This window comes from Brachyspira aalborgi (assembly GCF_008016455.1).
Lineage (GTDB): Bacteria > Spirochaetota > Brachyspiria > Brachyspirales > Brachyspiraceae > Brachyspira > Brachyspira aalborgi.
This window is the reverse complement of record NZ_SAXU01000001.1, coordinates 2062335-2085495: the sequence shown is the minus strand read 5'-3', so window position 1 is coordinate 2085495 and position 23161 is coordinate 2062335. Positions and strand designations below refer to the sequence as shown.

At 25.1% G+C, this 23161-nt stretch carries 27 protein-coding genes; 17 read left to right on the top strand and 10 right to left on the bottom strand.

All coding sequences use genetic code 11. The features are described from left to right. Positions 1–53: 53 nt before the first annotated feature. Complete coding sequence (locus tag EPJ79_RS09390) at positions 54–728, bottom strand: hypothetical protein (RefSeq protein ID WP_021959077.1); 675 nt, start codon at positions 726–728, stop codon at positions 54–56. A gap of 136 nt (positions 729–864) precedes the next feature. On the opposite strand from EPJ79_RS09390, the gene EPJ79_RS09385 reads away from it, so the two are divergent. After that, entirely contained in the window at positions 865–1413 is a 549-nt protein-coding gene (locus tag EPJ79_RS09385; protein ID WP_147739293.1) for an ankyrin repeat domain-containing protein, read from the top strand. Here EPJ79_RS09385 and EPJ79_RS09380 read toward each other — a convergent pair. Together EPJ79_RS09380 and EPJ79_RS09375 are read right to left on the bottom strand one after the other, a co-directional pair. Continuing rightward, positions 1410–2375 carry a cobalamin biosynthesis protein gene (locus tag EPJ79_RS09380; RefSeq protein WP_147739292.1) on the bottom strand — a complete coding sequence of 322 codons (966 nt, stop codon included), beginning with the start codon at positions 2373–2375 and terminating at the stop codon, positions 1410–1412. The two genes, EPJ79_RS09385 and EPJ79_RS09380, sit on opposite strands and share 4 nt — an antisense overlap. A gap of 26 nt (positions 2376–2401) precedes the next feature. Then, a complete protein-coding gene (locus EPJ79_RS09375; protein ID WP_147739291.1) occupies positions 2402–2986 on the bottom strand; it encodes a histidine phosphatase family protein in 585 nt (194 codons plus the stop codon). A gap of 159 nt (positions 2987–3145) precedes the next feature. Here EPJ79_RS09375 and EPJ79_RS09370 point away from each other — a divergent pair, with 159 nt between their 5' ends. The 4 genes from EPJ79_RS09370 to rsmA are packed head-to-tail and all read left to right on the top strand — an operon-like array spanning position 3146 to position 6454. Then, a complete protein-coding gene (locus EPJ79_RS09370; protein ID WP_147527687.1) occupies positions 3146–3451 on the top strand; it encodes a hypothetical protein in 306 nt (101 codons plus the stop codon). A 12-nt stretch (positions 3452–3463) separates the two neighbouring features. After that, positions 3464–3898: a tetratricopeptide repeat protein gene (locus tag EPJ79_RS09365; RefSeq protein WP_021957660.1), complete on the top strand. Its 435-nt coding sequence runs from the start codon at positions 3464–3466 to the stop codon at positions 3896–3898. Beyond that, positions 3895–5619: a tetratricopeptide repeat protein gene (locus tag EPJ79_RS09360; protein WP_147739290.1), complete on the top strand. Its 1725-nt coding sequence runs from the start codon at positions 3895–3897 to the stop codon at positions 5617–5619. Before EPJ79_RS09365 ends, EPJ79_RS09360 begins: the two co-directional genes overlap by 4 nt. Continuing rightward, positions 5609–6454, top strand: coding sequence for a 16S rRNA (adenine(1518)-N(6)/adenine(1519)-N(6))-dimethyltransferase RsmA (gene rsmA / locus EPJ79_RS09355; RefSeq protein WP_147739289.1), 846 nt, complete (start codon positions 5609–5611; stop codon positions 6452–6454). The genes EPJ79_RS09360 and rsmA overlap by 11 nt, the downstream gene beginning before the upstream one ends. Before the next feature lie 7 nt (positions 6455–6461). On the opposite strand, the gene EPJ79_RS09350 is transcribed toward rsmA, so the two are convergent. Continuing rightward, on the bottom strand, positions 6462–6998 hold the full coding sequence (locus EPJ79_RS09350; RefSeq protein WP_147739288.1) for a hypothetical protein: 537 nt from the start codon (positions 6996–6998) through the stop codon (positions 6462–6464). 130 nt (positions 6999–7128) lie between these two features. Here EPJ79_RS09350 and pyk point away from each other — a divergent pair, with 130 nt between their 5' ends. From pyk to EPJ79_RS11770, 4 genes are all read left to right on the top strand, one after another. Further along, complete coding sequence (pyk, locus tag EPJ79_RS09345) at positions 7129–8559, top strand: pyruvate kinase (RefSeq protein WP_147739287.1); 1431 nt, start codon at positions 7129–7131, stop codon at positions 8557–8559. Between the two features lie 168 nt (positions 8560–8727). Further along, a complete protein-coding gene (locus EPJ79_RS09340; RefSeq protein WP_147739286.1) occupies positions 8728–11607 on the top strand; it encodes a restriction endonuclease in 2880 nt (959 codons plus the stop codon). Between the two features lie 9 nt (positions 11608–11616). After that, on the top strand, positions 11617–13074 hold the full coding sequence (locus EPJ79_RS09335; RefSeq protein ID WP_208745269.1) for a site-specific DNA-methyltransferase: 1458 nt from the start codon (positions 11617–11619) through the stop codon (positions 13072–13074). 201 nt (positions 13075–13275) lie between these two features. Continuing rightward, a complete protein-coding gene (locus tag EPJ79_RS11770) occupies positions 13276–13509 on the top strand; it encodes a hypothetical protein (RefSeq protein ID WP_208745268.1) in 234 nt (77 codons plus the stop codon). Positions 13510–13588: 79 nt separating this feature from the next. Here EPJ79_RS11770 and EPJ79_RS09330 read toward each other — a convergent pair whose 3' ends face one another. Then, positions 13589–13900, bottom strand: a complete 312-nt coding sequence (locus EPJ79_RS09330) for a helix-turn-helix domain-containing protein (protein WP_147545256.1) — start codon at positions 13898–13900, stop codon at positions 13589–13591. 185 nt (positions 13901–14085) lie between these two features. Here EPJ79_RS09330 and EPJ79_RS11970 point away from each other — a divergent pair, with 185 nt between their 5' ends. From EPJ79_RS11970 to EPJ79_RS09310, 5 genes are all read left to right on the top strand, one after another. Continuing rightward, on the top strand, positions 14086–14193 hold the full coding sequence (locus EPJ79_RS11970; RefSeq protein WP_338134180.1) for a type II toxin-antitoxin system HicA family toxin: 108 nt from the start codon (positions 14086–14088) through the stop codon (positions 14191–14193). Positions 14194–14317: 124 nt separating this feature from the next. Next, positions 14318–14734 carry a type II toxin-antitoxin system HicB family antitoxin gene (locus EPJ79_RS09320; RefSeq protein ID WP_147739285.1) on the top strand — a complete coding sequence of 139 codons (417 nt, stop codon included), beginning with the start codon at positions 14318–14320 and terminating at the stop codon, positions 14732–14734. Between the two features lie 58 nt (positions 14735–14792). Then, positions 14793–14939 (top strand): hypothetical protein, encoded by a 147-nt coding sequence (locus EPJ79_RS11585; RefSeq protein ID WP_158634367.1) that lies wholly within the window; start codon positions 14793–14795, stop codon positions 14937–14939. A gap of 173 nt (positions 14940–15112) precedes the next feature. Then, a complete protein-coding gene (locus tag EPJ79_RS09315) occupies positions 15113–15748 on the top strand; it encodes a class I SAM-dependent methyltransferase (RefSeq protein ID WP_147739284.1) in 636 nt (211 codons plus the stop codon). A gap of 122 nt (positions 15749–15870) precedes the next feature. Further along, positions 15871–16233 (top strand): hypothetical protein, encoded by a 363-nt coding sequence (locus EPJ79_RS09310; protein WP_147739283.1) that lies wholly within the window; start codon positions 15871–15873, stop codon positions 16231–16233. Between the two features lie 514 nt (positions 16234–16747). On the opposite strand, the gene EPJ79_RS11845 is transcribed toward EPJ79_RS09310, so the two are convergent. From EPJ79_RS11845 to rplS, 5 genes are all read right to left on the bottom strand, one after another. Then, entirely contained in the window at positions 16748–17212 is a 465-nt protein-coding gene (locus EPJ79_RS11845) for a hypothetical protein (RefSeq protein WP_244289097.1), read from the bottom strand. 79 nt (positions 17213–17291) lie between these two features. Beyond that, complete coding sequence (locus tag EPJ79_RS09300; protein ID WP_147739282.1) at positions 17292–17768, bottom strand: hypothetical protein; 477 nt, start codon at positions 17766–17768, stop codon at positions 17292–17294. A 5-nt stretch (positions 17769–17773) separates the two neighbouring features. After that, positions 17774–18217: a hypothetical protein gene (locus EPJ79_RS09295; protein ID WP_147739281.1), complete on the bottom strand. Its 444-nt coding sequence runs from the start codon at positions 18215–18217 to the stop codon at positions 17774–17776. Continuing rightward, the gene (locus EPJ79_RS09290; RefSeq protein ID WP_147739280.1) at positions 18217–19041 is read right to left on the bottom strand and encodes a sulfide/dihydroorotate dehydrogenase-like FAD/NAD-binding protein; all 825 of its coding nucleotides are present in this window, start codon (positions 19039–19041) and stop codon (positions 18217–18219) included. Before EPJ79_RS09290 ends, EPJ79_RS09295 begins: the two co-directional genes overlap by 1 nt. A gap of 33 nt (positions 19042–19074) precedes the next feature. Further along, on the bottom strand, positions 19075–19560 hold the full coding sequence (rplS, locus tag EPJ79_RS09285; protein ID WP_244289096.1) for a 50S ribosomal protein L19: 486 nt from the start codon (positions 19558–19560) through the stop codon (positions 19075–19077). A gap of 443 nt (positions 19561–20003) precedes the next feature. Here rplS and EPJ79_RS09280 point away from each other — a divergent pair, with 443 nt between their 5' ends. The 3 genes from EPJ79_RS09280 to EPJ79_RS09270 are packed head-to-tail and all read left to right on the top strand — an operon-like array spanning position 20004 to position 23134. Then, positions 20004–20939: a toxin A gene (locus EPJ79_RS09280; RefSeq protein WP_147739279.1), complete on the top strand. Its 936-nt coding sequence runs from the start codon at positions 20004–20006 to the stop codon at positions 20937–20939. A gap of 12 nt (positions 20940–20951) precedes the next feature. Continuing rightward, complete coding sequence (locus EPJ79_RS09275; protein ID WP_021959581.1) at positions 20952–22046, top strand: FtsW/RodA/SpoVE family cell cycle protein; 1095 nt, start codon at positions 20952–20954, stop codon at positions 22044–22046. Beyond that, entirely contained in the window at positions 22043–23134 is a 1092-nt protein-coding gene (locus EPJ79_RS09270) for a UDP-N-acetylglucosamine--N-acetylmuramyl-(pentapeptide) pyrophosphoryl-undecaprenol N-acetylglucosamine transferase (RefSeq protein ID WP_147739278.1), read from the top strand. The genes EPJ79_RS09275 and EPJ79_RS09270 overlap by 4 nt, the downstream gene beginning before the upstream one ends. Positions 23135–23161: the final 27 nt, after the last annotated feature.

Here is a 23161-nt window from a genome sequence, read left to right as displayed (position 1 = left end):
AATTTTATATTTTTTAACAAAAAAAAAAAAACGATAACAAAAATATAAAAATATCATTTATACAAAATTCTTATTTGTCCAAATGCGGAATTTACATTTAAATATAATATTTTATCAGAATCTCCTATAATAAAATTAACTTCGCCAAAACTTACGCTATCGCCCGTAGGAAGAGATATACTTCCAAACGAACTTGAAGCCTTTATATAAACTTGAATATTTTGATTTATAAATATAATTGTGTCGGAAAATATGGAATCAACCGTTATGTTAATATTTCTGTCTATTTCTATATTGCTAAAATCGATATTTGAAGTTTTAAAAAATAATCTGTAATATCTTTTTTTATAATCGGGAATATTATCTCCGAGATAATAAACGCCGATTAAAATATAAATTCCTAAAAAAACTATTATTATGCTAAAAATCATTCTAAAAATTGGCGTGTATAAAATGAAAGGCATATTTACATTAAAGCAATATCTTATAAGAATATATATGCCGAACAAAATTAATAATAAACCTATAATTATTTTAGAAGAATAAAAACCTCGTCCAAATAATATGGCAACTCCCCAAGAAACTATAAGAAAAGCGACTATTATAGTAAATACGGGAATTGAAGCGAGAAAAGGAATATAAATGTGAAAAATATATTGAAGAAGTATATACACTCCTATGATTATTACCAAACTTCCTATTATTATTCTTGAAAAAATAAATTTCATAATTAAAGCCTTTTTAATAAATTATATATTATAAATATACTAAACAATTTTTATTTAAAATCAAGTTATTTATATCTATATTTTAATTATTGATTTATAATAATAAAATCGTTTTGTAATTAATGGAAAAATTAAAATGAAAAAAAATAATATTAAAAAAATATCGACAAAATCTAAAAACATAAATAATATTTTTATATCTTTTATAATAATATTTTTAATAATCATAGTTTTAATTTATATTGTTCCGAATAAAAATAAATCGGTTAATATAAATTTTCAAGATGAAAACGGAATGACAATAATAATGCATGCTCTTATTAACGAAAATGATAAATTAGATAAAAACGATATAAAGAATTTATTAATTCAAAATAGAAATAAAATCGATTATAATATAACCGACAATAATAATAGAACTTTGCTTATGTTTGCCGCTTCTTACGGAGATAAAGACATAATAGAAGAAATAGTTAAATATGGAAACGGAATAGATAAAACCGACAATAATGGACAAACGGCTTTGCATTTGGCTGCTAAATATAATAAATTAGATTCTGTAAAAGAGCTTATAAGATTAAACGCTAATCCTAATATAAAAGATAATTCTTCTCTTACTCCAATCGATATAGCGGAATTTGAAGGTTATGAGGATATATACGAATTTTTAAATAACATTAATTAAAATATAACCGATAAAAGCATAAAGATAAGTTTTATAAATATTAAAATCGATAAAGAAATATAATTTCCAAGCAAAAGTATTTTATTAACTTTTTCTATAAGTTTATAATTTAATTCTTCCATATAATCGCCTACATTTTCTCTTTCAAATAATTCTCCGTCTTTAAAATAATCTCCGCCAATTTCTATATCTAAAGAACCTGCTACCGCGCATTCTAAAATTGATTTGCTATCTTTAGCGTCCTTTTTCAAAATGGCGAAAGAATTTCTAAATCTATATTGCAAAAATAAACTTGAAATTGCATAAAATAAAAAAGAAATTAGAGAAAGTATTATATTTATAATAAAGCATAATTTTACTAAAAATATTTCAAATAATTTTTTGTTTTTATTTTCGTCAATTGCAACTTCGTTTTTAGATAATGTGTAAATTGTCTTGTATAAAAAACAAATTGGAATTCCGCCGATAATAAAAAGTATTAATAAATAAATAGAATTCTCTGCGGAAGTTATAGTCGCATATTCTATAGTTCTTTTTATAATCGTCTCTTCGTCCATATCTTCCGTATCTATTTTTAAATTTTCTTTTAATATATTTCTTGCTTTATTAAAATTATTATTCTGCAAAGTTCCAAATATGATTGAGGCAAATTCTAAAGGCTTTCTTGTTTCTAAAATATTATAAAATAAAATCAATTCTATAATCAAACCTATTATAAAATGTATTTTATAAAATAATTTTAATAAATAAAAAGAAATTAGAAAAACTATAACTATTATAAATATTGAAATTAAAGTTCCAAATATAAACTCTAATATTTTATTTTCTTTATAAACTTTTTCATGCAATATATTATTAATTTTATCAAATAGATTTTTTATATAAGCGAATATGTCTAATTTAAAACTATTAATAAACATATCCATAAGAAAAGATATTGGCAATATTAATAATGTTTCCATATTTAATTTATTCCGTTATTTTTTAATCAAAATTTTTCCAAAATATCTATATTATTTTTTTCGTCAATTTTTGTAAGAAATCCGCAACCGTTTTTAACCAAATAATCGTAGAAAGCCATTTTTTTATTGTCGAATTCGCTTATTATAGACATAATAATTCCGCCATGCGAAACTATAGCTGCATAATCTAAATTATTTTTTTTCATGTCTTGTAAAATATTTAAATATACTCTTTTAGTTCTTTTAAAAAATTCTTTATAATCTTCTCCGTTTGGTATATTGCTTCTCCAAAGTTTTTTATTAAATTCTTTATAATAATGATTGTCTTTTAATTCTTCGTATTTTTTTCCTTCAAAATCTCCAAAACATCTTTCTTTTAAGTCGTCAATTATTTCAATATTCATTTGATTAAAATATATTTCTGCGGTTTCAACGCATCTTTTCATTGGGCTGCAATATAATTTTTGAATTGGTTTATATTTTTCTATAATATGTTTTTTTTCTAAAAGTTCTTTTTTTCCGTTTTCGCATAAAGGATTGTCAGTAGAACCTAACCATCTAAATTCGGCGTTATATTGCGTTTGTCCATGTCTTATAAATAAAATTTTCATTAATTTTAAATTCTCCGATTAATTACTATATATTATACTTTATTTTTTTCAATAATATTTTTTAAAGAATAAGGCTAAAATATACAAATTATAAACTTGACTTTAATTTTAAAATTTGCTATACTATAGATATAATAACATAATTTATGGTTAATATTTATGACTGAAGATAAAGAACAACCTATTGAATTTGAGGGCATATATTGCGCTAATTGCCGTTATTGCGTTTTGTTTAGAAAATCAAGCGGTTTAGAGGGAAAAGAATATTTATTAAGAATAAAATGCACTCAAGAGCAATGGCGTAAAAAACTTGGCGAAGAGAAGATGTATAAGTATTTTACCGTAGCTAGAAGAACGGTAGAAAAGTGCGACAGTTATAAGGATATGGGAGACTTGGGCGATTTTTTAAGAATCTTGCGTAAAAGTTTGCCTGTGCGAGATGAAGTTTATTCCTATAAAAAATAGTAGGTTTTGTCAGTGAAAAAGAATTTTATTTTTCTTATAGCGTTTATTTTTTATTTAACTTCATGCGCAACCGCACTTAAAATTACTCCCGAAGAAGCGAGATATCCTAAAATAATTGCAGAAAAAGCTTATACGGAATTTAATAACAAAAAATATAAAAGAGCCATAAAATATTATCAATATATAATTGATAATTTTGATAGAGAAAATTATTCAAAAGATATGGCTTGGGCTTATTATGAAATAGGATTTTGTTATTATTATCAGAAAAAATATAAAAAGGCTTTAGAATATTTTAATATCGTTATGAATGATTTTGCAGTTTTGCCTCCTAAAATGTTAGCTCAAAAAGTTATGAACGATATTTATGATAAAAAGCCAAAATTAAAACCTATAGAAATTATAGAGGAAACTAAAGAAATAGAAATTGAAGATATTGAATCATGAATAAAAGCATAGTTAAAAGACTTATATTAAATTTTATAATAATGTCGATTATTGGCATATTTTTAATATTAATTTTCTATGTTATATATTCAAAAATATACGCTAAAGAACATTCTTTAATCTCTTATATATTTACAAGTTTAATATTATATAAATATATAATTCCTTATATAATAGCTTTAAGTATTTATTTTGCATTTTTTAAAGGTTCTTATATTGAAGGCGGAATTAATTTATCAAAAACAATAGCTATTCCGCTTGCTACAGTTTTGATTTTAATTTTATTTTACGCATTATACGATTATTATTTATTAGACGAATTGGTATATAAATTAAAAGAACATAATATTAATAAAGATTATAGAGTCTTTATGCAATATGAAGCGAAATTAAAAAATAAAGATTATGAAATGGCAAGAGAAGAATTATTAAAAGGAAATTTAGATAATTCTTATAAACTTGCAAGAAGAGCTTTATTTTACGAAGGCGATAACGGAAATATACTTCTTCTTTTAAAAAGCATTCAAAAAGAAAAAAACGAATTATACGATATACAAAATAAAGATAAAATAGAAAATATTAATAAATTAATGCAATTAGGCTCAAGAGCTTATTCGTATTCAAATTATAACGAAGCTAATAAATATTTTGAAAGAATTTTAAATATTGATAGATATAATCCTTTAGCTCTATATTATTTAAACAGAATAAGCATAGCTCAAAATAATAAACCTAAATATTTGGGAAATACTACAGAAGAATTATACGCTTATAAAAAATTAGCGGAAGTAATAAATTTATACGAAGCGGGAAGATTATGGGAAGCTTATGACGAAATATTATCTTTATATGCGGAAGCTCCAAATATAGGCGAAGTTAATAATTATTATTCTATTATTACAGAAAGTATAAATAATTACGATTTCTTTATTGAAGAAGCTTTTGAAGTAAAAAATGTTTTTATAGATAACGCTAATTCTTTAGAAAATAATTCTATAACGGAACATAACGGATTAAATTTAATGATAGATAAAAATACTATGCTATCTTCCGTAAACAGCATATATTTTAAAGGCAATTTATATATGTTTGATATTTCTATTATTAAACTTGATAATAATTCTAAAATATTAAATATACAAAATTATAAATATGGAAAATTAGTAGAAACTCTTCATCCAAATACAAATAATATAAAAAATATTATATTAAAAGCTCCGCTTGACACTAGCAAAAAAAATTACGCTATAGGCGATACTAATTTTACAATAATTCCAATAGCGATATCTTCAAGCGCGGTTGAAAGCGTTAAAAATTATACCGAAATGATATTAGATTATATAAATTTGCCTAAACTTATATCTTTAAAAAATGAAATTCCTAAATTCGGATATTCAAACGTTCCGATTAATTTAATAATATTCAAAAAAATTATATCTCCGATTTTATATTTATTATTATTTCTAATTATAGCTTATAATTCTTTTAAGTTTAGAGAAGAAGTATATTACGAAGGCGCTAGTTTAGTCGCTAAATTTATAGGAATAATTGGAACTCTAACAATAACTTTAATATATAGCGTATTTATAAGTTATATATCCGATATTTTAGTAAAATTTTCAAATATGGTTATTAATATAGCCGTAGTATATGCGATAAGTTTGGCGATTATATTAATAATGCTTTTACAAATTTCAAGAATACCAAAAAATGTTGAATAATTTATATTCTAAAAACGAAGTAAAAAATTATTTAAAAGAAAATTCAATATTTCCAAATAAAAATCGAGGACAAAATTTTTTATGCGATAGAAATATTGCAAATAATATAGCAAATATCATAATTAAAAATCGTTCAAAATACGCTATAGAAATTGGCGGCGGACTCGGTTCTTTAAGCGAAATTCTTATAAATATTTATAAAGAAAATTTAACTATAGTAGAATACGATAAAGCTTTATACAAACATTTAACCGAAAGATATTCTAATATAAATATAATTCATAAAGATATTTTAACCGTTAATATTTCGGATATTAAAGATAATGAGAAATTCGATATTTACGGAAATATTCCTTATAATATAGCAAGTCCGATAATGGAATGGCTTTTTTGCGACTGTTATAAAAAATGGAATTATGCGGTTTTTATGGTTCAAAGCGATTTTGCAAAAAGATTAATTGCTAAACCAAATACCGAAGATTATTCTTCATTAACATTATTTGCAAATTTTATGTCGGATATTAAATTAGAATATAATGTTTCAAAAGAAGTTTTTTATCCGATTCCAAATGTAGAATCTTCTATTATAAGCATAGTTCCAAAAGATATTGATTTTCAAATTCTTAATATATTTAAATCCGTTTCAAAAACTTTATTTCATAATAGAAGAAAAAATATAAAAAATAATTTTATCGTCTCGCCTTATATAAATATAGAAAAATACAAAATTGACGAAATTCTTGAAAAAGCTAATATTGATAAAAACGATAGAGGAGAATCTTTGAGTTTGGAAGAAGTAAAAAAATTATCGAATATAATTAAAGAATATATTTGATTAATTATTATTCATTATAAATCAATTTTACTGACGCTATAATATTATCGATTCTTTTATCGTCTTTTTTGCTGTTGGCGTTATACATACAAGTAATTTTTATAACTTCGTTTCCTTCATTAATCATTATAAAAGATTTATTATAAGTTAAATTTGGTCCATAATAAAAACTGCTTAAAATTTGATAACAATTATTTTTTCCGTCAACATAACCTTCCGAAACTATTTTATATTCTTTTATGGCAAAATGATTTTTTAAATTATTTATAATATTATTTTTAATATTTTCTATTTTAATTGAAAATTTATATTTTGAATATTCTATTCCGTAAATTGCAGTTTTAGTTTCAAGTCCGTAAGTTTCGTAATCTATAACCGTCTTGTCTATATTTATAGCTCTGTCTAAAAATCCTCTTTCAAAATTTTCGGGCATAACTACGGAGAAATTGCCAATATGAACTGTTTTATTATTATTTTTTTCGCATGAAAATAAAACTATAATAATAGCGAATAAAATTAATATATTTTTAATTGTTTTAACCATATACTTATTATATAATAATTTAAAATTTTTTAAAGATAAAATAAATAAAAATAATTGTAATATAGTCGTTAATATTTTATAATATTTGCAATTATTGATTAAAAAAATTATTAAAGAGGAAAACAAATTAATGAGAAAAACAAAAATTATAGCGACTTTAGGTCCGAGATGGTCCGATGAAAATAGCATAACTAAAATTATAGAAAATGGAGCGGATGTTTGCAGACTCAATTTTTCTTTCGGAACTTATGAAGAACATTTAGAGAGAATTAATATTATAAGAAAAGTTTCAAATAATTTAAAAAAGCCCGTTTCGATTTTGGCGGATTTGCAAGGTCCGAAAATAAGAATAGGAAAATTAAAAGAATCTATAACTATTAAAGAAGGCGATATTGTCCAATTAAGCGGATATAAAGAAATTAAAGAAGAAGATATTATTCCAACGACTCACTCAAATATAGCTCATGATGTTAAATCGGGTTCTATGCTTTTAATAGCCGATGGAACTATTCAATTAATTGTAGAATCAAAAGACGAAGATAAAAAATTAGTTATATGCAAAGTTATAACGGGCGGAACGATATTGAGCGGTAAAGGAATCAATTTGCCTGGCGCTCATGTAACAACCGAAGTTTTAACAGAAAAAGATATTTCGGACGCTTTATTTTCCGCTAAAAACGGAGTCAATTATTTGGGAATGAGTTTCGTTAGAAAAGCGGACGATGTTATAAGACTTAGAAAAATTTTAGACGATAATAATTTTCAAGATGTCGGAATAGTCTCAAAAATAGAAAATACGGAATCTTTAGAAAATTTGGAAGATATTATTAAACATTCTGACGGAGTTATGGTTGCAAGAGGAGATTTGGGAGTTGAAATTCCTTTTGGCGAAGTTCCAATTTGGCAGAAAAAGATTTTGAAAATAGCAAACGATATGGGAAAGATAACGATTATAGCGACTCAAATGCTTGAAAGTATGACAAAAAGTCCCGTGCCTTCGAGAGCCGAAGCGAGCGATGTTGCAAACGCCGTTTTGGACGGAACGGATGTAGTTATGATGTCCGCTGAAACGGCATCGGGAGATTATCCTATAGAATCGGTTAAAGCTATGGTTTCTATAGTTGAAGCTGTGGAAAAATCTATAATCGTAAAAAAAGAAATTAATAATTCTTCGGATATAAATTTAAATGACGCATTAACAGATAGCGCTTCGTATTTGTCTTATTGTCTTCCTAATAAAATTATTATAGCTCTTTCAAGGTCGGGATGGACGGTTAAAAATTTATCTAAAAAGCGTCCTAAAACTCCAATAGTTTTTATGTCGGCGGATAAAGATTTATGCAATAGAATTTCTATATGTCATAATGTTTATACAATATTAATGCCTGAAGATTTGAATTTTAGCGCGGGAATAAGTCATGGCGGACAGATTGATATTCTTGAAGATACTTTAATAAAACATAATTTAGCAAATCATGGCGACACCGCGATTGTAGTGAGCGGAAGCAAATGGCAAGGAAGATGGCAAGAAAATAGCGTTCGTATAGTGGTTATTCATTAATTAATTTTTATTATCTATTTTTTAAATTTTTCTAATTCTGCAGCTATAATTTCTTACGAAGCTTTAAAGCGTATTAAACTTTAATAAACATTAATTACGCTAATATTAGTATTGATTTATTTCATAGTGTAAATTAAAATGGCGCTATATTCTTATAAAGGCAGATAAATGATTTTTGAGAAACAAGATTACCAACAAGATTGCATAAACAATATAATTAATCTTTTAAAAGATTTTGATTTTAAGAAACATGATGCAAATAATCTTAAAGAAGTTTTTAATAATTTTTTAAAAGATAAAGTATCGGCGTTTGGATTAAGCGATAAATTAAATATAGATATTTTAATGGAGACGGGAACGGGAAAAACTTTTACTTATTTAAATCTTATATTTGAAATTAATAAAATATATAAACAAAATAAATTTATAATATTCGTTCCGAGAAAGGCAATTTTAGAATCCGTTAAACAAAATATTAAACTTACTAAAGATTATTTTTACAATCAATATAAAAAGCATCTTAAAACTTATGTATATAGCGATATTAAAAGTTTAAGCGCTATAGTTAATCATTATATTAAAAATAAAGAAGAATTAAGCGTTCTTATTCTTACAAATAGCTCTATTGATAAATCTGCAAATATACTTAATAGAAATAGCGAGAGTTTATTTAATACTCAAAGTATTTTTGAAAATATAGCCGAGTTAAAACCGATTTCAATTATAGACGAACCGCATTTACTTAAAGGCGAGGCTTTCAGTAAATATTTTAATAAAATTAAAACTCTTTATTTTCGTTTCGGGGCGACTTTTCCAAAAGATAGCGATTTTTCGCTTTCAAATGTCGCTTATTGTTTAGATTCTATATCCGCTTTTAGAAATTATTTAGTTAAGCAAATAAGAGTGCATACTATAGGACGAGATAATCAGAGTCCTTTTTTATTATCTACAAATACAAAAATAAAACAGGCTATATTTTCTTATTTTAATTTTGGAATAGAAAAACAAACTAAAATTTATATAGGCGAAGATTTGGGAAAATTAGATTTAAGATTTAAAGGAATTTCATTAAATAAAATATCTCAAGATAAAGTTTATTTAAGCAATGGAGAGATTATAGAAAAACAAAAAACTTATAAATTAGAAAATAACGAAATTACAAATTTATTAAACAAGGCTATTGATTTGCATTTTGAAAAAGAAGAAAAACTTTTTAAAGATAATATTAAAGCTTTAAGTTTATTTTTTATTCCTAATATTGAAGATTTTAGAGGAGAGAAACCTTTTATAAAAGAAGAATTTGAAAGATTATATAAACAAAAGAGAGCGAAAATTTTAAAGCAAGATTTAAGTAAAGAATATAGAGATTATTTAGAAAAAGATTTTGATAAAGATTTTAACTTAAAAGTGCATGAAGGTTATTTTAGCGGAGATATTAAAAATAAAGAAGATAGGGAAGCGGATGGAGTTAAAATGATTTTGGAGGAAAAAGAAAAATTGCTTTCTTTCGATTATCCTTTAAGATTTATATTTAGCGTATGGGCATTGCAAGAAGGTTGGGATAATCCTAATATTTTTACTCTTACAAAAATTGCAAGCTCAAGTTCCGACACGAGCAGACATCAGCAAGTTGGAAGAGGATTAAGAATTTGCGTTAATAACGAAGGAAAAAGAATAAATCATAAATATTTAAATTATAATGACAATGAATTTTTTGATATAAATTATTTAGATATGCTTATAAGCGGAGAAGAGCGAGGATTTATAGAAGGATTGCAAAGAGAAATTATTGAAGCGAGTTTTACTTTAGGAGGCGATATTTTAGATAGAGATAGTTTAATAAAATTAGGATTAAATCAAAGAGAAGTAGACAGATTTACAATAGCTTTGGAAGATTTAGGTTTGGCGGAATTTGACGAAGAGAGCGACACTTTTAAAATAATATCTCCGATTTACGAAGGCATTATAAATGACGACAAAATTAAAAATTTACTTAAAGATAAATTCTATAGAATATTAGAAGCATTTAAAGAGCCTACAAATAAACATTCGCAAATTATAAATTCAAATAAAAAAGAAGAAAAAATAAAAATAAAAAAGAATTTGGCTAAAGAGTTTAAAGAATTATGGCAAACTATAAATAAGAGAGCGATTTTAACTTATAATAATATAAATAAAGATATTCTTTTAAAAGAGATTACAAAAAGATTTAATAATGAAAAAATTGAAAAAGAAAAAATAATTTACGAGAAAAAAGTTTACGATACGAAACATAATAAAATAATTACCGAAGAAGTAAAATCTTTCGCTATAAAAGATTATTCTAAAATATTAAAGATAGAAGATTTAATTTTAGATTTTTCAAATGACGAAGGAATTCCTATAAAATTTTTAATCGAAATTTATAATAATCTTAATAAAGAAAATTTTATTAACTCTCCAAAAAAAGCTTTTGAAACTCTTAAATATATTATTAAAGAAGAATTGCATAAAAATCTGCTTTTGTCCGTAAGCTATGATTTTTGCGAAAATTCTTTTTCAAATTCTTCTTTTATAAACGGATATGATATTTTATATAATAAGGACGGAACGCCAAAAGAAGATATAGAAAAATTTAAATTGGGAAGATATATTACTAAAGATAAAAAACCGAGCGAAAATTATCTTTATGAAAAAGCCATTTGGGATTCTAAAATTGAGGAAGAGGTTATTTTAGAAGAAAACAGATTAATTGACGATAAAACTTTAGAAGTTTTCGCTAAACTTCCAAAGTTTAAAATTCCAACGCCTTATAAAGATTATGAGCCAGATTTTGCATATTTATTAAAAAATAAAAATAATCAAAAAATATTTTTCGTATGCGAAACTAAAGGCTATGATAAAGAAAGCGATATTCCAGAAGATGAGATGCAAAAAATTAATTACGCTAAAAAGTTTTTTGAATGCCTTAATAATAATCTTAAAAGAGAAGATATAAAAGTAATTTATAGAACGAGAATAAATAAAGAAAATTTAATTGAAGTAATTCAAAAAGCTATGGCAATATAGGAGATTAAAATGATAAATAAAAATGAAGCTATAAAAAATAATATCAAAGTTGTAGACAATTCTATTAAAAACGAGTTGTTTGAAAATTTAAAAACAAATTTTCCGCAAACGATTATAGAAGGCAAAGCGGATTTAAAAGCTATATCTTTACTTTTGGGCTTGGATAAAAAATCGGATATTTCGGGCTATGAGCTTACTTGGACGGGAAAGGGACTTTCAAACGCTCTTTATAGTTCGCCTTGTAATAAAGAATTGAAATTAGAAGAAATTTTTTCTAATGCGGATTGCAAAAATTTAAATTCGTCAAATATTGAAATGAAAGATTCAAACAATCCTAAAAATATAATAATACGCGGCGATAATTTGGATGTTTTGAAAATTCTAAAATCGGCTTACAGCGAAAAAATAAAAATGATTTATATCGACCCGCCTTACAATACGACAAATGAAAATTTTATTTATCCCGATAATTTTAGGCAAGATTACAAAAAGATTTTAGAGGAAGTTGGCTTAATTGAAATTGACGAAAACGGAGAAGAAGTTGAAAGCGAGGATTTGAAATTTTTTAAAAACATTCAAGGAAGTAGAACGCATAGCGGTTGGCTTTCTTTTATGCTTCCGCGTCTTAAACTTGCGCGCGATTTGCTTAAAGAGGACGGCGTCATTTTTATTAGCATTGACGATAATGAACAGGCAAATTTAAAACTTTTATGCGATGAAATTTTAGGGGAAGATAATTTTGTAAGTTGTTTTGTATGGCAGAAAAAATCGGGCGGAGGACAAGCAAAGTATTTTTACGAAGGACACGAGTATATTTTGATTTATTGCAAAAATAAAGATTTATTACAAGGTTTATTTAAAATTAAAGAAAAAGGTAAAATTGAAACAGATTTTTTGAGAAAAATACACGGCAAATATACAAATAATTTAAAACTAAAAAATGTTTATGAAAAATATCCAAATCAACTTATAGAGCATAGAAATTTAATGTTTGAAGAAATGGATATATTTTTACAAGAAAAACTAATCACACAAGAAAAATATGATGAAATCAAGCAAAATTTGACTAATGGCATTTATTTCTTAAAACCTTACAATGATAAATTTCATTTAGTTTGTCGTAATAACGAAAATAATCAAGCCTTAATGTATTCTATTATATCTGGCGTCTGGACTTCTGATGGCAATACTGAAAATGAAGAATTGTTTGGACAACTTGTATTTAACGACCCGAAACCTATAAATTTACTTAAACAACTTATACAAAGCGTTACAATGCAAGGAAATTCAAACGATATTATTTTAGACTTTTTTGCAGGAAGCGGAACGACTGCCCAAGCGGTTATGGAATTAAACGCAGAAGATAAAGGCAATAGAGAGTTTATTTTAGTTCAAATTGACGAAGAGATAAAAGAAGATAAAAGCAAGAGCGCTTATGATTTTTGTAAGAAAGAATTAAAAAGCTAAAATCCTGTAATTAGCGATATTACAATAGAGAGAGTAAAAAGAGCCGCTCAAAAAATAATTCAATCGTCAAAAGATAAAGATTTAAATTTAGGCTTTAAAGTTTTTACTTTAGAAGATAAGCCCGAAATTATAATAGATAAAGATAAAAATTTAAAATTAATTAATCGTAGAAATTTAAGCGTTATCGATAAGGTTGTTAATATGTTTCTTATTAGCGGAAAGACGCTCGATAAGAAAATTGAAAATATTTTTGACGGAAAACTCTATAAATGCGAAGATTCTTTTTATTTGATAAGTTTCAATAAAGAGATTTTAAAATATTTAATAAAAACTCAAAACGAATATATTTTTATAGACGCTTACGGAGATATAGAATTGGAAGATTTTTTAAATTTGGATGCGGGATTTAAAGAAAGGTTGAAGGTTGTTTATTAAAAGATTAGGTTTTATTTTTTATTTTTTTAATGCTTTTTAATCAAAAAATAAATTATAAATTTTTTAAAGTCGTTTATATTTATACAAATTTAATAATCAACTTCTTATTTAAAAATTTAGCCGCTTTTTCCAAAGTATCCAAAGTCACCGATTGATTATTTTCGTCTAATAATCTGTTAATTGCAGCTCGGCTCGTATGCATTCTATTTGCTAGTTCTTGTTTTGTTATCGCTTCTTCTTTCATTATATTTCTTAATTGATAAACTATTAACTCTTTTGAAGATAAAGCCAAGCATTCTTCTAAAATTCCTTCTTCAGCCAAATATTCTATAAAATTAGAACCTATAGGATTTGTTTTTTTATTTTCATTTAATTTATTTACGCTTTTCATTTTATATATTATAATAGTATCATTTTTGATACAATTATCAATATATAAATAAATAAATTAAAAATATGAATTATTACAATTTAATTAAATATTTTTTAAAAATATATTTTATAATAATTAATATATTTTACTTGACAAATTAAGTATTATGTGTATTATTGCGTATAGTAGAGATTTGAATTTGTATGAAAGCCAAAGAAATTATAAAAATATTGAAGAAAAACGGATATTATTTTTTTAATCAGAAAGGAAGCCACATGCAATTTAAACAAAGGTTAATAAAAATAAAATAACCGTTCCCTATCATAGCAAACAAGATTTAAATATCAATGTAATTAAAAGTATTGAAGAGCATACGAATTTAAAAATTTTAAAAAAACTAAATAAAAAGAAAAATAAAATAAACAAGGAGGAGTTATGAAAAAAAATATAGAGAGATACATTGCCGATATATACAAAACGAACGGCGGATATAATGCGATATTTTACGATTTTCCAGGTTGCATAAGCTCGGGAAAAACTTTGGAGCAAACTATTAAAAATTCTCATGCGGCTTTACAAATGCATATAAACGCTATGATTGAAGATAAAGAAAAAATTCCTAAACCTTCAACGCTTGAAGAAATAATAGAAGATAGAAAAAATAAAGGTTATTATAAAGCCGATTTAAGAGTTCTTATAGAAGCGAAAATAAGAAAAGAAAATAAAAAAAGAATAGACATTACTCTTGATGAAAATTTAATTAAAATTGTTGACGACATAACGGCAAATAGAAGCGAATTTATAAGTTTAGCTATAAACGAATATGTTGAAAGTCATTATAAAATAAATTAAAAATAATATTTTTCGCTATTTTAAGAATATATTTTGAAAACAGAATAGGAGTTAATAAATGAATAATATAAATTTTGAAGATATAACGGTTGTAGTTCAAGGGACTATGCTTGAGAATAAAGATATTAGGGAAGTATGGGGAAAAACGGAAGACGAATATACGAAGAAAAATTTACAGCCAAAATTATGGCTGATAAATTTATAGATTATTATAAAAGTATTTTAAAATGCAGGAGTTAATTATGCTATTTAATATTGAAAACACGGAAAAATATAAAAAAATTAGTCTTTTGGGATTGAAGATTAATATAAAAAAAGAAACCTACAATTAATGATATATGCGTCATTAATGAAAGATTAAATGAGATAGAATATAATATGAAAGTAATTAATGGAATATTAAATCTGGAAAATAAAATTGTTTTTACCAAAATATATAAAACTAATTATTGGGGTTCAAAAGAAAGTTTTTCAGGGCAAGGTTCGGAATTAAAAAGCACGAAAACTTTAAGAAATAGATTGATAGATATAGTAAAAAATTATAATATGAAAAGCATATTGGATATACCTTGCGGAGATTTTAATTGGATGAAAGAAATAGTTAATAATTTTGAATCATATACGGGATGCGATATTGTATCCGAAATTGTCGATGCAAATAATAATAAATATTCCAATGAAAATATAAAATTTAAAGTTTTAAATATATGTAGCGATAAATTAGATAAAGTCGATTTAATATTTACGAGAGATTGTTGGCAACATTTACCGCTTGATTATGTTATAAAGGCTATAAATAATATAAAAAACAGCGGTAGTAAATATTTAATAGCAAGTTCTATGCCATATATAGAAGATAATTTAACAAATGATATAAACTTAGGCGATTGTAGATATTTGAATTTAGAAAAACCGCCTTTTAATTTTCCAAAACCTATTTTAATGATTAAAGAGGATTATCAATATACAGCTCCAGATAAGTATATGGGAATGTGGGAGATTAGCGAATTGTAATTAGTTGCGGGTATATTTATTTTAAAAATAGACTATAATATGCATATAATTTTGTAAATAGCTATATTACTAATTATACTTAAATAACAAATATAGGCTTAAATAATTATACAATTTCAAATTTGCTTAAACCATCCTTATTTGATTTTATAACACTAATAACATCTATAATATTATGCATAGTTCCTATTATAGAATCAATATATAGTATTTCGATTAACCGTAAATTAAACGAAATAAATGAACAGCAAGAAAAAGAAATAGATAATCAAAAGAAAGTTAATAATATTATTTATCTTATACAGTCAGATTTGGAAAGTAGTATTAATACAATTGCTAATATATGCTACGATATAGAAGTTAATCTATTTTTATATAAAAATTATAAAAGCCTTAATGAAAGTCGTATAAGGTATATACATTCAAATATAGATTGTGTCAATAGTATATTAAACTTCTTTAATAAAATGGCATTGCTTCTTTAATTTTTTTATAAAGAATTAAAAAAATAAAATATTATCTAAATAAAGTTTATGATAAAAAATAGAAGATAAATCCTTATCTAATAATGAATATAAACTATTATTAAATTATTATAAAAATATAAATAATTTTTATATAATAATAAAAAAATATATGTATTCTAAAATTAATAATAGTGATGATGAAAAAATAAATGAAGTATGTATTAATGAAATTTATCAAAAAATATAAGAGATGCATAAAGAATTTGATAAAGTGTTATAAGATTTTTTAATTTAATATAATATTTAATACAAAACGATTTTAAAAACTGCCGATATTAATATTATTTAAATTAGATATTAACATTTTTATTATAATTAATCAAAATCCAAATAATCTAATTGACAAAATAGCTTGGTGGATATCCATTAAAAAGTTGAGAGATAGGCTTAAAATAAATTCAAAATAATAGAATAGAATATTTTATATATAGTTAATATTAAAAAATATAACTTTTAAATATAAACTAATATCTTAAATACCATCAGGCTTACAAATCTTACAAGCTTCATACCCATTTTTTATTGCTTCGTTCAAATCTACGGCTTCCTTCTCGCCTCGCAAAGTTCGGCAATTTTCAATATGATATTTTTTACCCGTTTTTGCTATATAAACAATTTTTTCAGTGTCATTAATTTTATTTTCGCTTACAGTTTCATTGGCATTTTTAATTTCTGAATTTTCATTTGCTTTATTTTCTTCGCTTTCGTTAGTCGTTTTAATTTCGTTTGTTTTTATTTCACTTATTTTCTTTTCTTTAGATATAGTTTTAGTTTCATTAGTTTTTATAATGTTTGTTTCTGCTTCCTCATAAACAAAATTATCCGCGTCATCTTCAATAAATTCTGTTTCGGATTTTTCACTCTCGCCAGAAGTTTCATTTGAACATTGAATAATTAAAACCGATATAATAATTAATAAAATAATAATTTTTTTCATAAAAAACTCCTAATATTTTTAATTGATAATATTATATTACATTTTTATATTTTTGTCAATCTTTAAATCAAATAAAATTTCATTCTATAAATACAACTTCTTTTGTATAAGGAAATCTAAATTTCATTCTCGCCATAGTGAAAGTTATATAAGTTTTAGCAACGCATTTCAAATTTCTATTTTTTAACGAAGTAAGAACGGTGGAATAAACTTCAAAATATTTTGCATTAAAAATTATAGTTTTAGCCATAGTTTCATTTGCAGGAATTTTTAGAGATTCAACAGAATAAGCCTTTGAAAATACTTTATCGCTTGTATTTATTAATTCTATTTCTATTTTTTCTATAGGAAGCTCAACGGAAAGATTATTTTTTATATCTAAAACGCATTCTAAAGTTATATCGTTTAAAGTTATGCTTTTTAATTTTGCGCTTTTAACAGTTATGTCGGGTTTATTTTCTTCTATAAAACTTCTTGAAAGTTCTCTTGCTGAATTTTGCAATGTTTCGCATGATAAAATAAAAATCGACATTAATAAAATAATTATTTTCTTCATAAACTCTACAACCTAAATTTATTTTTTATCAATTTTAAAAACTCTTTAAATATATTTATTTCGTATTTTTCATTAATATATTTATTAAATGTTTTAAATAAAACTTTAATTAAAATATTTATATTTGCTTTACATTCTAAATTAAAAAATATATTTGGAAGAATAATTAAAAAAAATTCTCTCCAATAAATAATTAAATTTAATTCTATAAAATTTAATTTCTTATATTCTAATTTTACAAAATCGTAACAAAAAAGCTCTCCGATTTTTTCATTATAACCAATTTTAATTTTTCTATTTATTATATACAAATCGCCAAATAAACTATTTAAAGTTAAAGCGCAAATAAAATTATTTTGTATAGAAAGACAAATTTTTAATTTTATTCCTTCTTTGACAAAACCTTTAAAACAAATTTTATGCAAACTTATATTTGGCTTAAAAAACATCAACTTAATTTTAAATTACATTCATGTTCTTCTCTTTTATACATTGCCTGCCTTTTCATTAATAAATCGAAATCTACCAAATGCCCGTCAAATTCCGGTCCTTCAACGCATGCAAATTTAGTTTCAGTTCCAACCAAAACTCTACAGCAGCCACACATTCCCGTTCCGTCAATCATAATAGGATTTAAACTAACGGTTGTAGGAAGATTATATTCTTTTGTAAGTTTAGCTACGAATTTCATCATTATTGCAGGACCAATTGCAATTACTTCGGATATTTTCTCGCCCTTATCGTAAACTCTTTTAATCATATCTGTTACAAGTCCTTTCTCTCCATAGCTTCCATTGTCAGTGCAAATTAAAGTTTCTTCGGAGATTTTTTTCATCATATCTTCCATAATTATTAATGATTTATCTCTCGCTCCCAAAATTGAAATAACTCTATTCCCATTGTTATGATGAGCTTGAGCGATTGGATGCAAAGGAGCGATTCCAACTCCGCCGCCAACACATAAAACTATTCCGTCATGTTTTTCAATATGAGTAGGTTGCCCTAAAGGACCGATAATATCCATTATTTCATCGCCGACTTGAAGTTCCATAAGTTTAGCCGTAGAATATCCGATATTTTGAGTCACTATAGTAATAGTTCCCTCTTTAATATCCGCGTCCGCTATAGTGAGAGGAATTCTCTCGCCGATTTCGTTTAATCTGAAAATAATAAAATTTCCAGCTTTACGATGCTTTGCTATATCGGGAGCTACAACTTTCATCATAAAAACTTTTTCAGACCATTGTTCTCTTTCAACTATTTTATACCCCATAAAAACCTCCTTTTATTATAAACCTTAAATTTTTTATTGGTTATTATCCGAAGATTTCGCTTCGTTATTAATTATTTCATTTTCATTATTTGCTATATTATTATTTTCGTCATTTTTTATTTCATTATTTGATTCCCCCGCTTTTATTAAATCGGAATGTTTAGGAATTTTAACTCCGAGTCTTTCAACCAATCTCGCTTTCTTTCCAACTTTATTTCTCAAATAATATAATTTTGCCCTTCTGACTTTAGCCTTACGAACAATATCGACATGGTCTATTCTCGGAGAGTTAATTAAAAATATTCTTTCGACTCCGACTCCGTAAGATATTTTACGAACAATAAAACTTTTGCTTATTCCTTTTCCGCGAATCGAAATAACGACTCCTTCAAAAGCTTGCAATCTTTCTCTGTCGCCTTCTATAATCTTTACCCAAACTTTTATCGTATCGCCAATTTCAAAAGGTAAAATCGCTTCTTTTTTGTATTTTGCTTCCGCTAATCTAATTTTCTGTTCCATATTTTCTCCCGTTTATTTTAACTTAAATTTAATTCAAAATATAAATAATTATCGAATAATTATAACATATCGTATGAATTTTATCAAGCGAATTTATAAAAATAATTCTGAATATTATGATAACCATATAAAAATTGTTATTATTTAAATATTATAAAAGATTTTATTGTAATATTTTTAAATTTTGTAAATTTCGTATTTTTACAGTTTCTTTGACAAGTTTATGTTAATTGTTTAATGTTGTTGAAAAATTTATTCCTTTAATTGTCTATTCTAATTTTATATTATTTGAATTTTTTGCAAAAAATCAAATTTTGCATTTCATATAAATTAGTTTTATTTAGCAGGATTTTAAATAAAAAATTTTATAATATTTTATATTGCTTTTTTTAATATATAAATTATTATATAAATAAAAATATTATGTTTATAAAGTTGAATAAATGAAATTAAAAAAAATTAATATTATAGCGGCGTTTTTTTTATGCTTTAATTTTGTATATGCAAATATAAATACCCTTTTTAACATCAATTTAAGAGATTTGCCTGTATTTAGCATATATAATAGAGCGCCTACAAATTTATCTACCAATAATACTAATAATATAACGCCTGCAAAAAGAAAGCATGAACTTTTTATAGAGCAAACCGCTTCTGGAGGTTATAATCCGATTAAATTTAACGCCGAAACAAAATTTTATTATAGGATGTCTTTTTATAAAAATAGAAAAGGTTTTTTATGGGACGGAAGTAAAGTAGAGTTTGGAATTGAAAATAATTTTTCATTGTCTTCAGATATGGTTGGAGCTTATGCGGATATAAGACCTTTATCTTTTTTCGGAATAAGAGCGGGCGGATATTTTATAATTATGTATGATATCATGAATTTCGGTTATGCGGGATTTGATACAAACGAAGGAATAGATTACTCTGCCGAAGCTTTATTTAAAAAGCAAAAATACAACACATTTGGTTTTATGGTTAATGTCTCTCCGTATATTGTTTTTAAGTTAAATAATCTTGTAATTATAAATAATTTTAGCTTTAATTATATTTTTGCGGGAAATAGAAATTATTATTATGAGCCAAGAACTTCAATATTGCATAAGCAGAGCGAAATTGAAATTATGGACGAAGCTTTTATTCTTGCAAATATTAATCCTATATATTTAGGCGGATATTATAGTTTAACATATTTATTTAACTCAAAAATAATGACTCATAAATTAGGAATAGCGGGAATAATTTATTTTAATTTTTTAAAAGACAGATTAAGGTTAAATGTTTTATTATCGGGAGGCTTGCATGTCGGACTTCCAAATTATAACAGCAAAACTTTTGTAGAAGCGAAAGCGTCTTTAATTTATAAAATAATTTAAAACGGATTTTTTATGATAAGAAGAAAATTAATGCCCGATAAATATTTGCTTATAATATATATAGCGTTATTGATTGCGGGACTTTTGGCAATTTACGGAGCGCAAACTCTTCATGAGCCAAACGGACAGTATTTTCAAAATCATTTGCATTTGCTTATATATATGTTAGTTATGACGATTTTTATTCTTATATTGCCCGACTTTTTTAATCTGCTCGATAAAATAGTGCCTTTATTATTAGTTGTCACTTTATTATTATTAGTCGCCGTTTTAATATTTGGAATAACCGTGCCAGGAAGTTACGCTAAAAGATGGATTTTAATCGCTTCAAGTTTCACAATTCAACCTTCAGAAATTGCAAAGATAACGACTACAATATATTTGGCAAGCGTTTTAAGTAAAAAAGGAGAAAAACTTTTTGATTTTAAAAAAGGTTTATTTCCTCCTCTTATAGTTTTGTTATTAATTTCGGTTCTTATATTGATAGAGCCTGATTCGGGAACGGCTTTATTATTTGCAATGGTTGGCTTTTCAATATTTTCTTATGCGGGCATTCCAAATAAAACTTTAATAATATCCGCTATATTTCTTTTAGCTTTATTCGTTATTTTTGTATTTAATGTTCCGTATATGAAAAGCAGAGTAAACGCTTATTTTGACCCTAAAAATCAATCGGAAGAAGATATTTATCAAATAAGAAGAGCAAAATTGGCTTTTAATTATGGCGGAATTTATGGAATTCCCGATGAAAATATCGGAGAGATTAGCGTTCATTTGCCAGCCGCTTTAACAGATTTTATATTCGCTTCGGTTTCTCAAAAATATGGTTTGATTGGCGATATAATAATTCTATCGCTTTTTTTATCTTTTACTATAAGAGGATTTATTATATCGTCTCGAATTAAAGATTTATTTTTAAAAAATATTTCTTTCGGAATAACTATATTTATAAGTTTGCAAGCATATTTAAATATTATGGTAGCGACTCTTATGATTCCGACAACGGGAATGCCTTTGCCTATAATAAGCTATGGACGAAACGCTTTAGCCGTAAATATGATTATGTTTGCTATTTTATTAAAAATAACTCAAAGGAGAGAGCTATGAATATAGTATTATGCGGCGGAGGAACGGCGGGGCATATAACTCCCGCAATTTCTATTTACGACTTTTTAAAAAAATTAGGACATAATCCAAGACTCGTTGTCGCTCAAAAAGATTATAATTTAATTCCAAATCATTATAATTTTAATAGCATAAATATAAACGCTCCTGGAAATATATTAAAAAATATAGCTTTTATATTGAAATTTATTCCCGCTTTATTTAAGGCAAAAGAAATAATAAAAAAACAAAAGCCTGCTTGCATAATAGGAATGGGCGGATTTGTCGCTTTGCCCGTTTTATATGTCGCTAAATGGAATCATATTCCGATTTTTTTATGCGAACAGAATTCTATTCCAGGAAAAGTAAATAGAATATTTTATAAACATGCAAAATGTTGTTATTTAACTTTTACTAAAAGTTTGGAATATATGCCTAAAGGAAAAGTTTTTGGAAATCCCGTTAGAGAAGATTTTTTTGTGGTTAATAGAGAAAGCGCAAGAAATGTAATGCGATTAAAAGAAAACGAAAAACTGCTCGTAATCATGGGAGGCTCTCAAGGCGCTTTGAAATTAAACGAATTATTTTTTGAATGCATAAAACCTATTCAAAGTAAAGTTGAAAATTTGCGCATAGTTTGGCTTGCAGGTCCGAAATGGGCAAATCAAATGATTGAAAAAGTTAATATTGCTAAATTAAATAATATAACCGTTCATAGTTATTATAGAGATATGCCGACTTTGATGCATGCGGCGGATTTTATGGTTTCGAGAGCGGGAAGCAGTTCTATAAGCGAGATATTGGCGGTTAATCTTCCTTCGATTTTAATTCCTTTTCCTTATGCTGCAAATAATCATCAATATTATAACGCTTTGGATTTGTCAAATAAAGATATGGCTTATTTAATGGAAGAAGCCGAACTTGATAAAGATAAATTAAGCAATATTATAATAAAAAATTTAAATAATAATGAAAGACTTCAAACAATGCGAAATAATATTAAGAAAAATTTTACTGCAAAATCTGTTTCTTCAATAGTAGCCGATATTATTGATAAATTAGAAACGGATAAAATAAAAATTAAAAAGTAATTTTATAAATTAAATTATTAACAGAAT

Bases quoted from the DNA above. Each gene is read 5' to 3' on its own strand.
- EPJ79_RS09390 (WP_021959077.1), bottom strand. From the start codon at position 728: ATGAAATTTATTTTTTCAAGAATAATAATAGGAAGTTTGGTAATAATC.
- EPJ79_RS09385 (WP_147739293.1), top strand. From the start codon at position 865: ATGAAAAAAAATAATATTAAAAAAATATCGACAAAATCTAAAAACATA.
- EPJ79_RS09380 (WP_147739292.1), bottom strand. From the start codon at position 2,375: ATGGAAACATTATTAATATTGCCAATATCTTTTCTTATGGATATGTTT.
- EPJ79_RS09375 (WP_147739291.1), bottom strand. From the start codon at position 2,986: ATGAAAATTTTATTTATAAGACATGGACAAACGCAATATAACGCCGAA.
- EPJ79_RS09370 (WP_147527687.1), top strand. From the start codon at position 3,146: ATGACTGAAGATAAAGAACAACCTATTGAATTTGAGGGCATATATTGC.
- EPJ79_RS09360 (WP_147739290.1), top strand. From the start codon at position 3,895: ATGAATAAAAGCATAGTTAAAAGACTTATATTAAATTTTATAATAATG.
- rsmA (WP_147739289.1), top strand. From the start codon at position 5,609: ATGTTGAATAATTTATATTCTAAAAACGAAGTAAAAAATTATTTAAAA.
- EPJ79_RS09350 (WP_147739288.1), bottom strand. From the start codon at position 6,998: ATGGTTAAAACAATTAAAAATATATTAATTTTATTCGCTATTATTATA.
- pyk (WP_147739287.1), top strand. From the start codon at position 7,129: ATGAGAAAAACAAAAATTATAGCGACTTTAGGTCCGAGATGGTCCGAT.
- EPJ79_RS09340 (WP_147739286.1), top strand. From the start codon at position 8,728: ATGATTTTTGAGAAACAAGATTACCAACAAGATTGCATAAACAATATA.
- EPJ79_RS09335 (WP_208745269.1), top strand. From the start codon at position 11,617: ATGATAAATAAAAATGAAGCTATAAAAAATAATATCAAAGTTGTAGAC.
- EPJ79_RS11770 (WP_208745268.1), top strand. From the start codon at position 13,276: ATGTTTCTTATTAGCGGAAAGACGCTCGATAAGAAAATTGAAAATATT.
- EPJ79_RS09330 (WP_147545256.1), bottom strand. From the start codon at position 13,900: ATGAAAAGCGTAAATAAATTAAATGAAAATAAAAAAACAAATCCTATA.
- EPJ79_RS11970 (WP_338134180.1), top strand. From the start codon at position 14,086: ATGAAAGCCAAAGAAATTATAAAAATATTGAAGAAAAACGGATATTAT.
- EPJ79_RS09320 (WP_147739285.1), top strand. From the start codon at position 14,318: ATGAAAAAAAATATAGAGAGATACATTGCCGATATATACAAAACGAAC.
- EPJ79_RS11585 (WP_158634367.1), top strand. From the start codon at position 14,793: ATGAATAATATAAATTTTGAAGATATAACGGTTGTAGTTCAAGGGACT.
- EPJ79_RS09315 (WP_147739284.1), top strand. From the start codon at position 15,113: ATGAAAGTAATTAATGGAATATTAAATCTGGAAAATAAAATTGTTTTT.
- EPJ79_RS11845 (WP_244289097.1), bottom strand. From the start codon at position 17,212: ATGAAAAAAATTATTATTTTATTAATTATTATATCGGTTTTAATTATT.
- EPJ79_RS09300 (WP_147739282.1), bottom strand. From the start codon at position 17,768: ATGAAGAAAATAATTATTTTATTAATGTCGATTTTTATTTTATCATGC.
- EPJ79_RS09295 (WP_147739281.1), bottom strand. From the start codon at position 18,217: ATGTTTTTTAAGCCAAATATAAGTTTGCATAAAATTTGTTTTAAAGGT.
- EPJ79_RS09290 (WP_147739280.1), bottom strand. From the start codon at position 19,041: ATGGGGTATAAAATAGTTGAAAGAGAACAATGGTCTGAAAAAGTTTTT.
- rplS (WP_244289096.1), bottom strand. From the start codon at position 19,560: ATGGAACAGAAAATTAGATTAGCGGAAGCAAAATACAAAAAAGAAGCG.
- EPJ79_RS09280 (WP_147739279.1), top strand. From the start codon at position 20,004: ATGAAATTAAAAAAAATTAATATTATAGCGGCGTTTTTTTTATGCTTT.
- EPJ79_RS09275 (WP_021959581.1), top strand. From the start codon at position 20,952: ATGATAAGAAGAAAATTAATGCCCGATAAATATTTGCTTATAATATAT.
- EPJ79_RS09270 (WP_147739278.1), top strand. From the start codon at position 22,043: ATGAATATAGTATTATGCGGCGGAGGAACGGCGGGGCATATAACTCCC.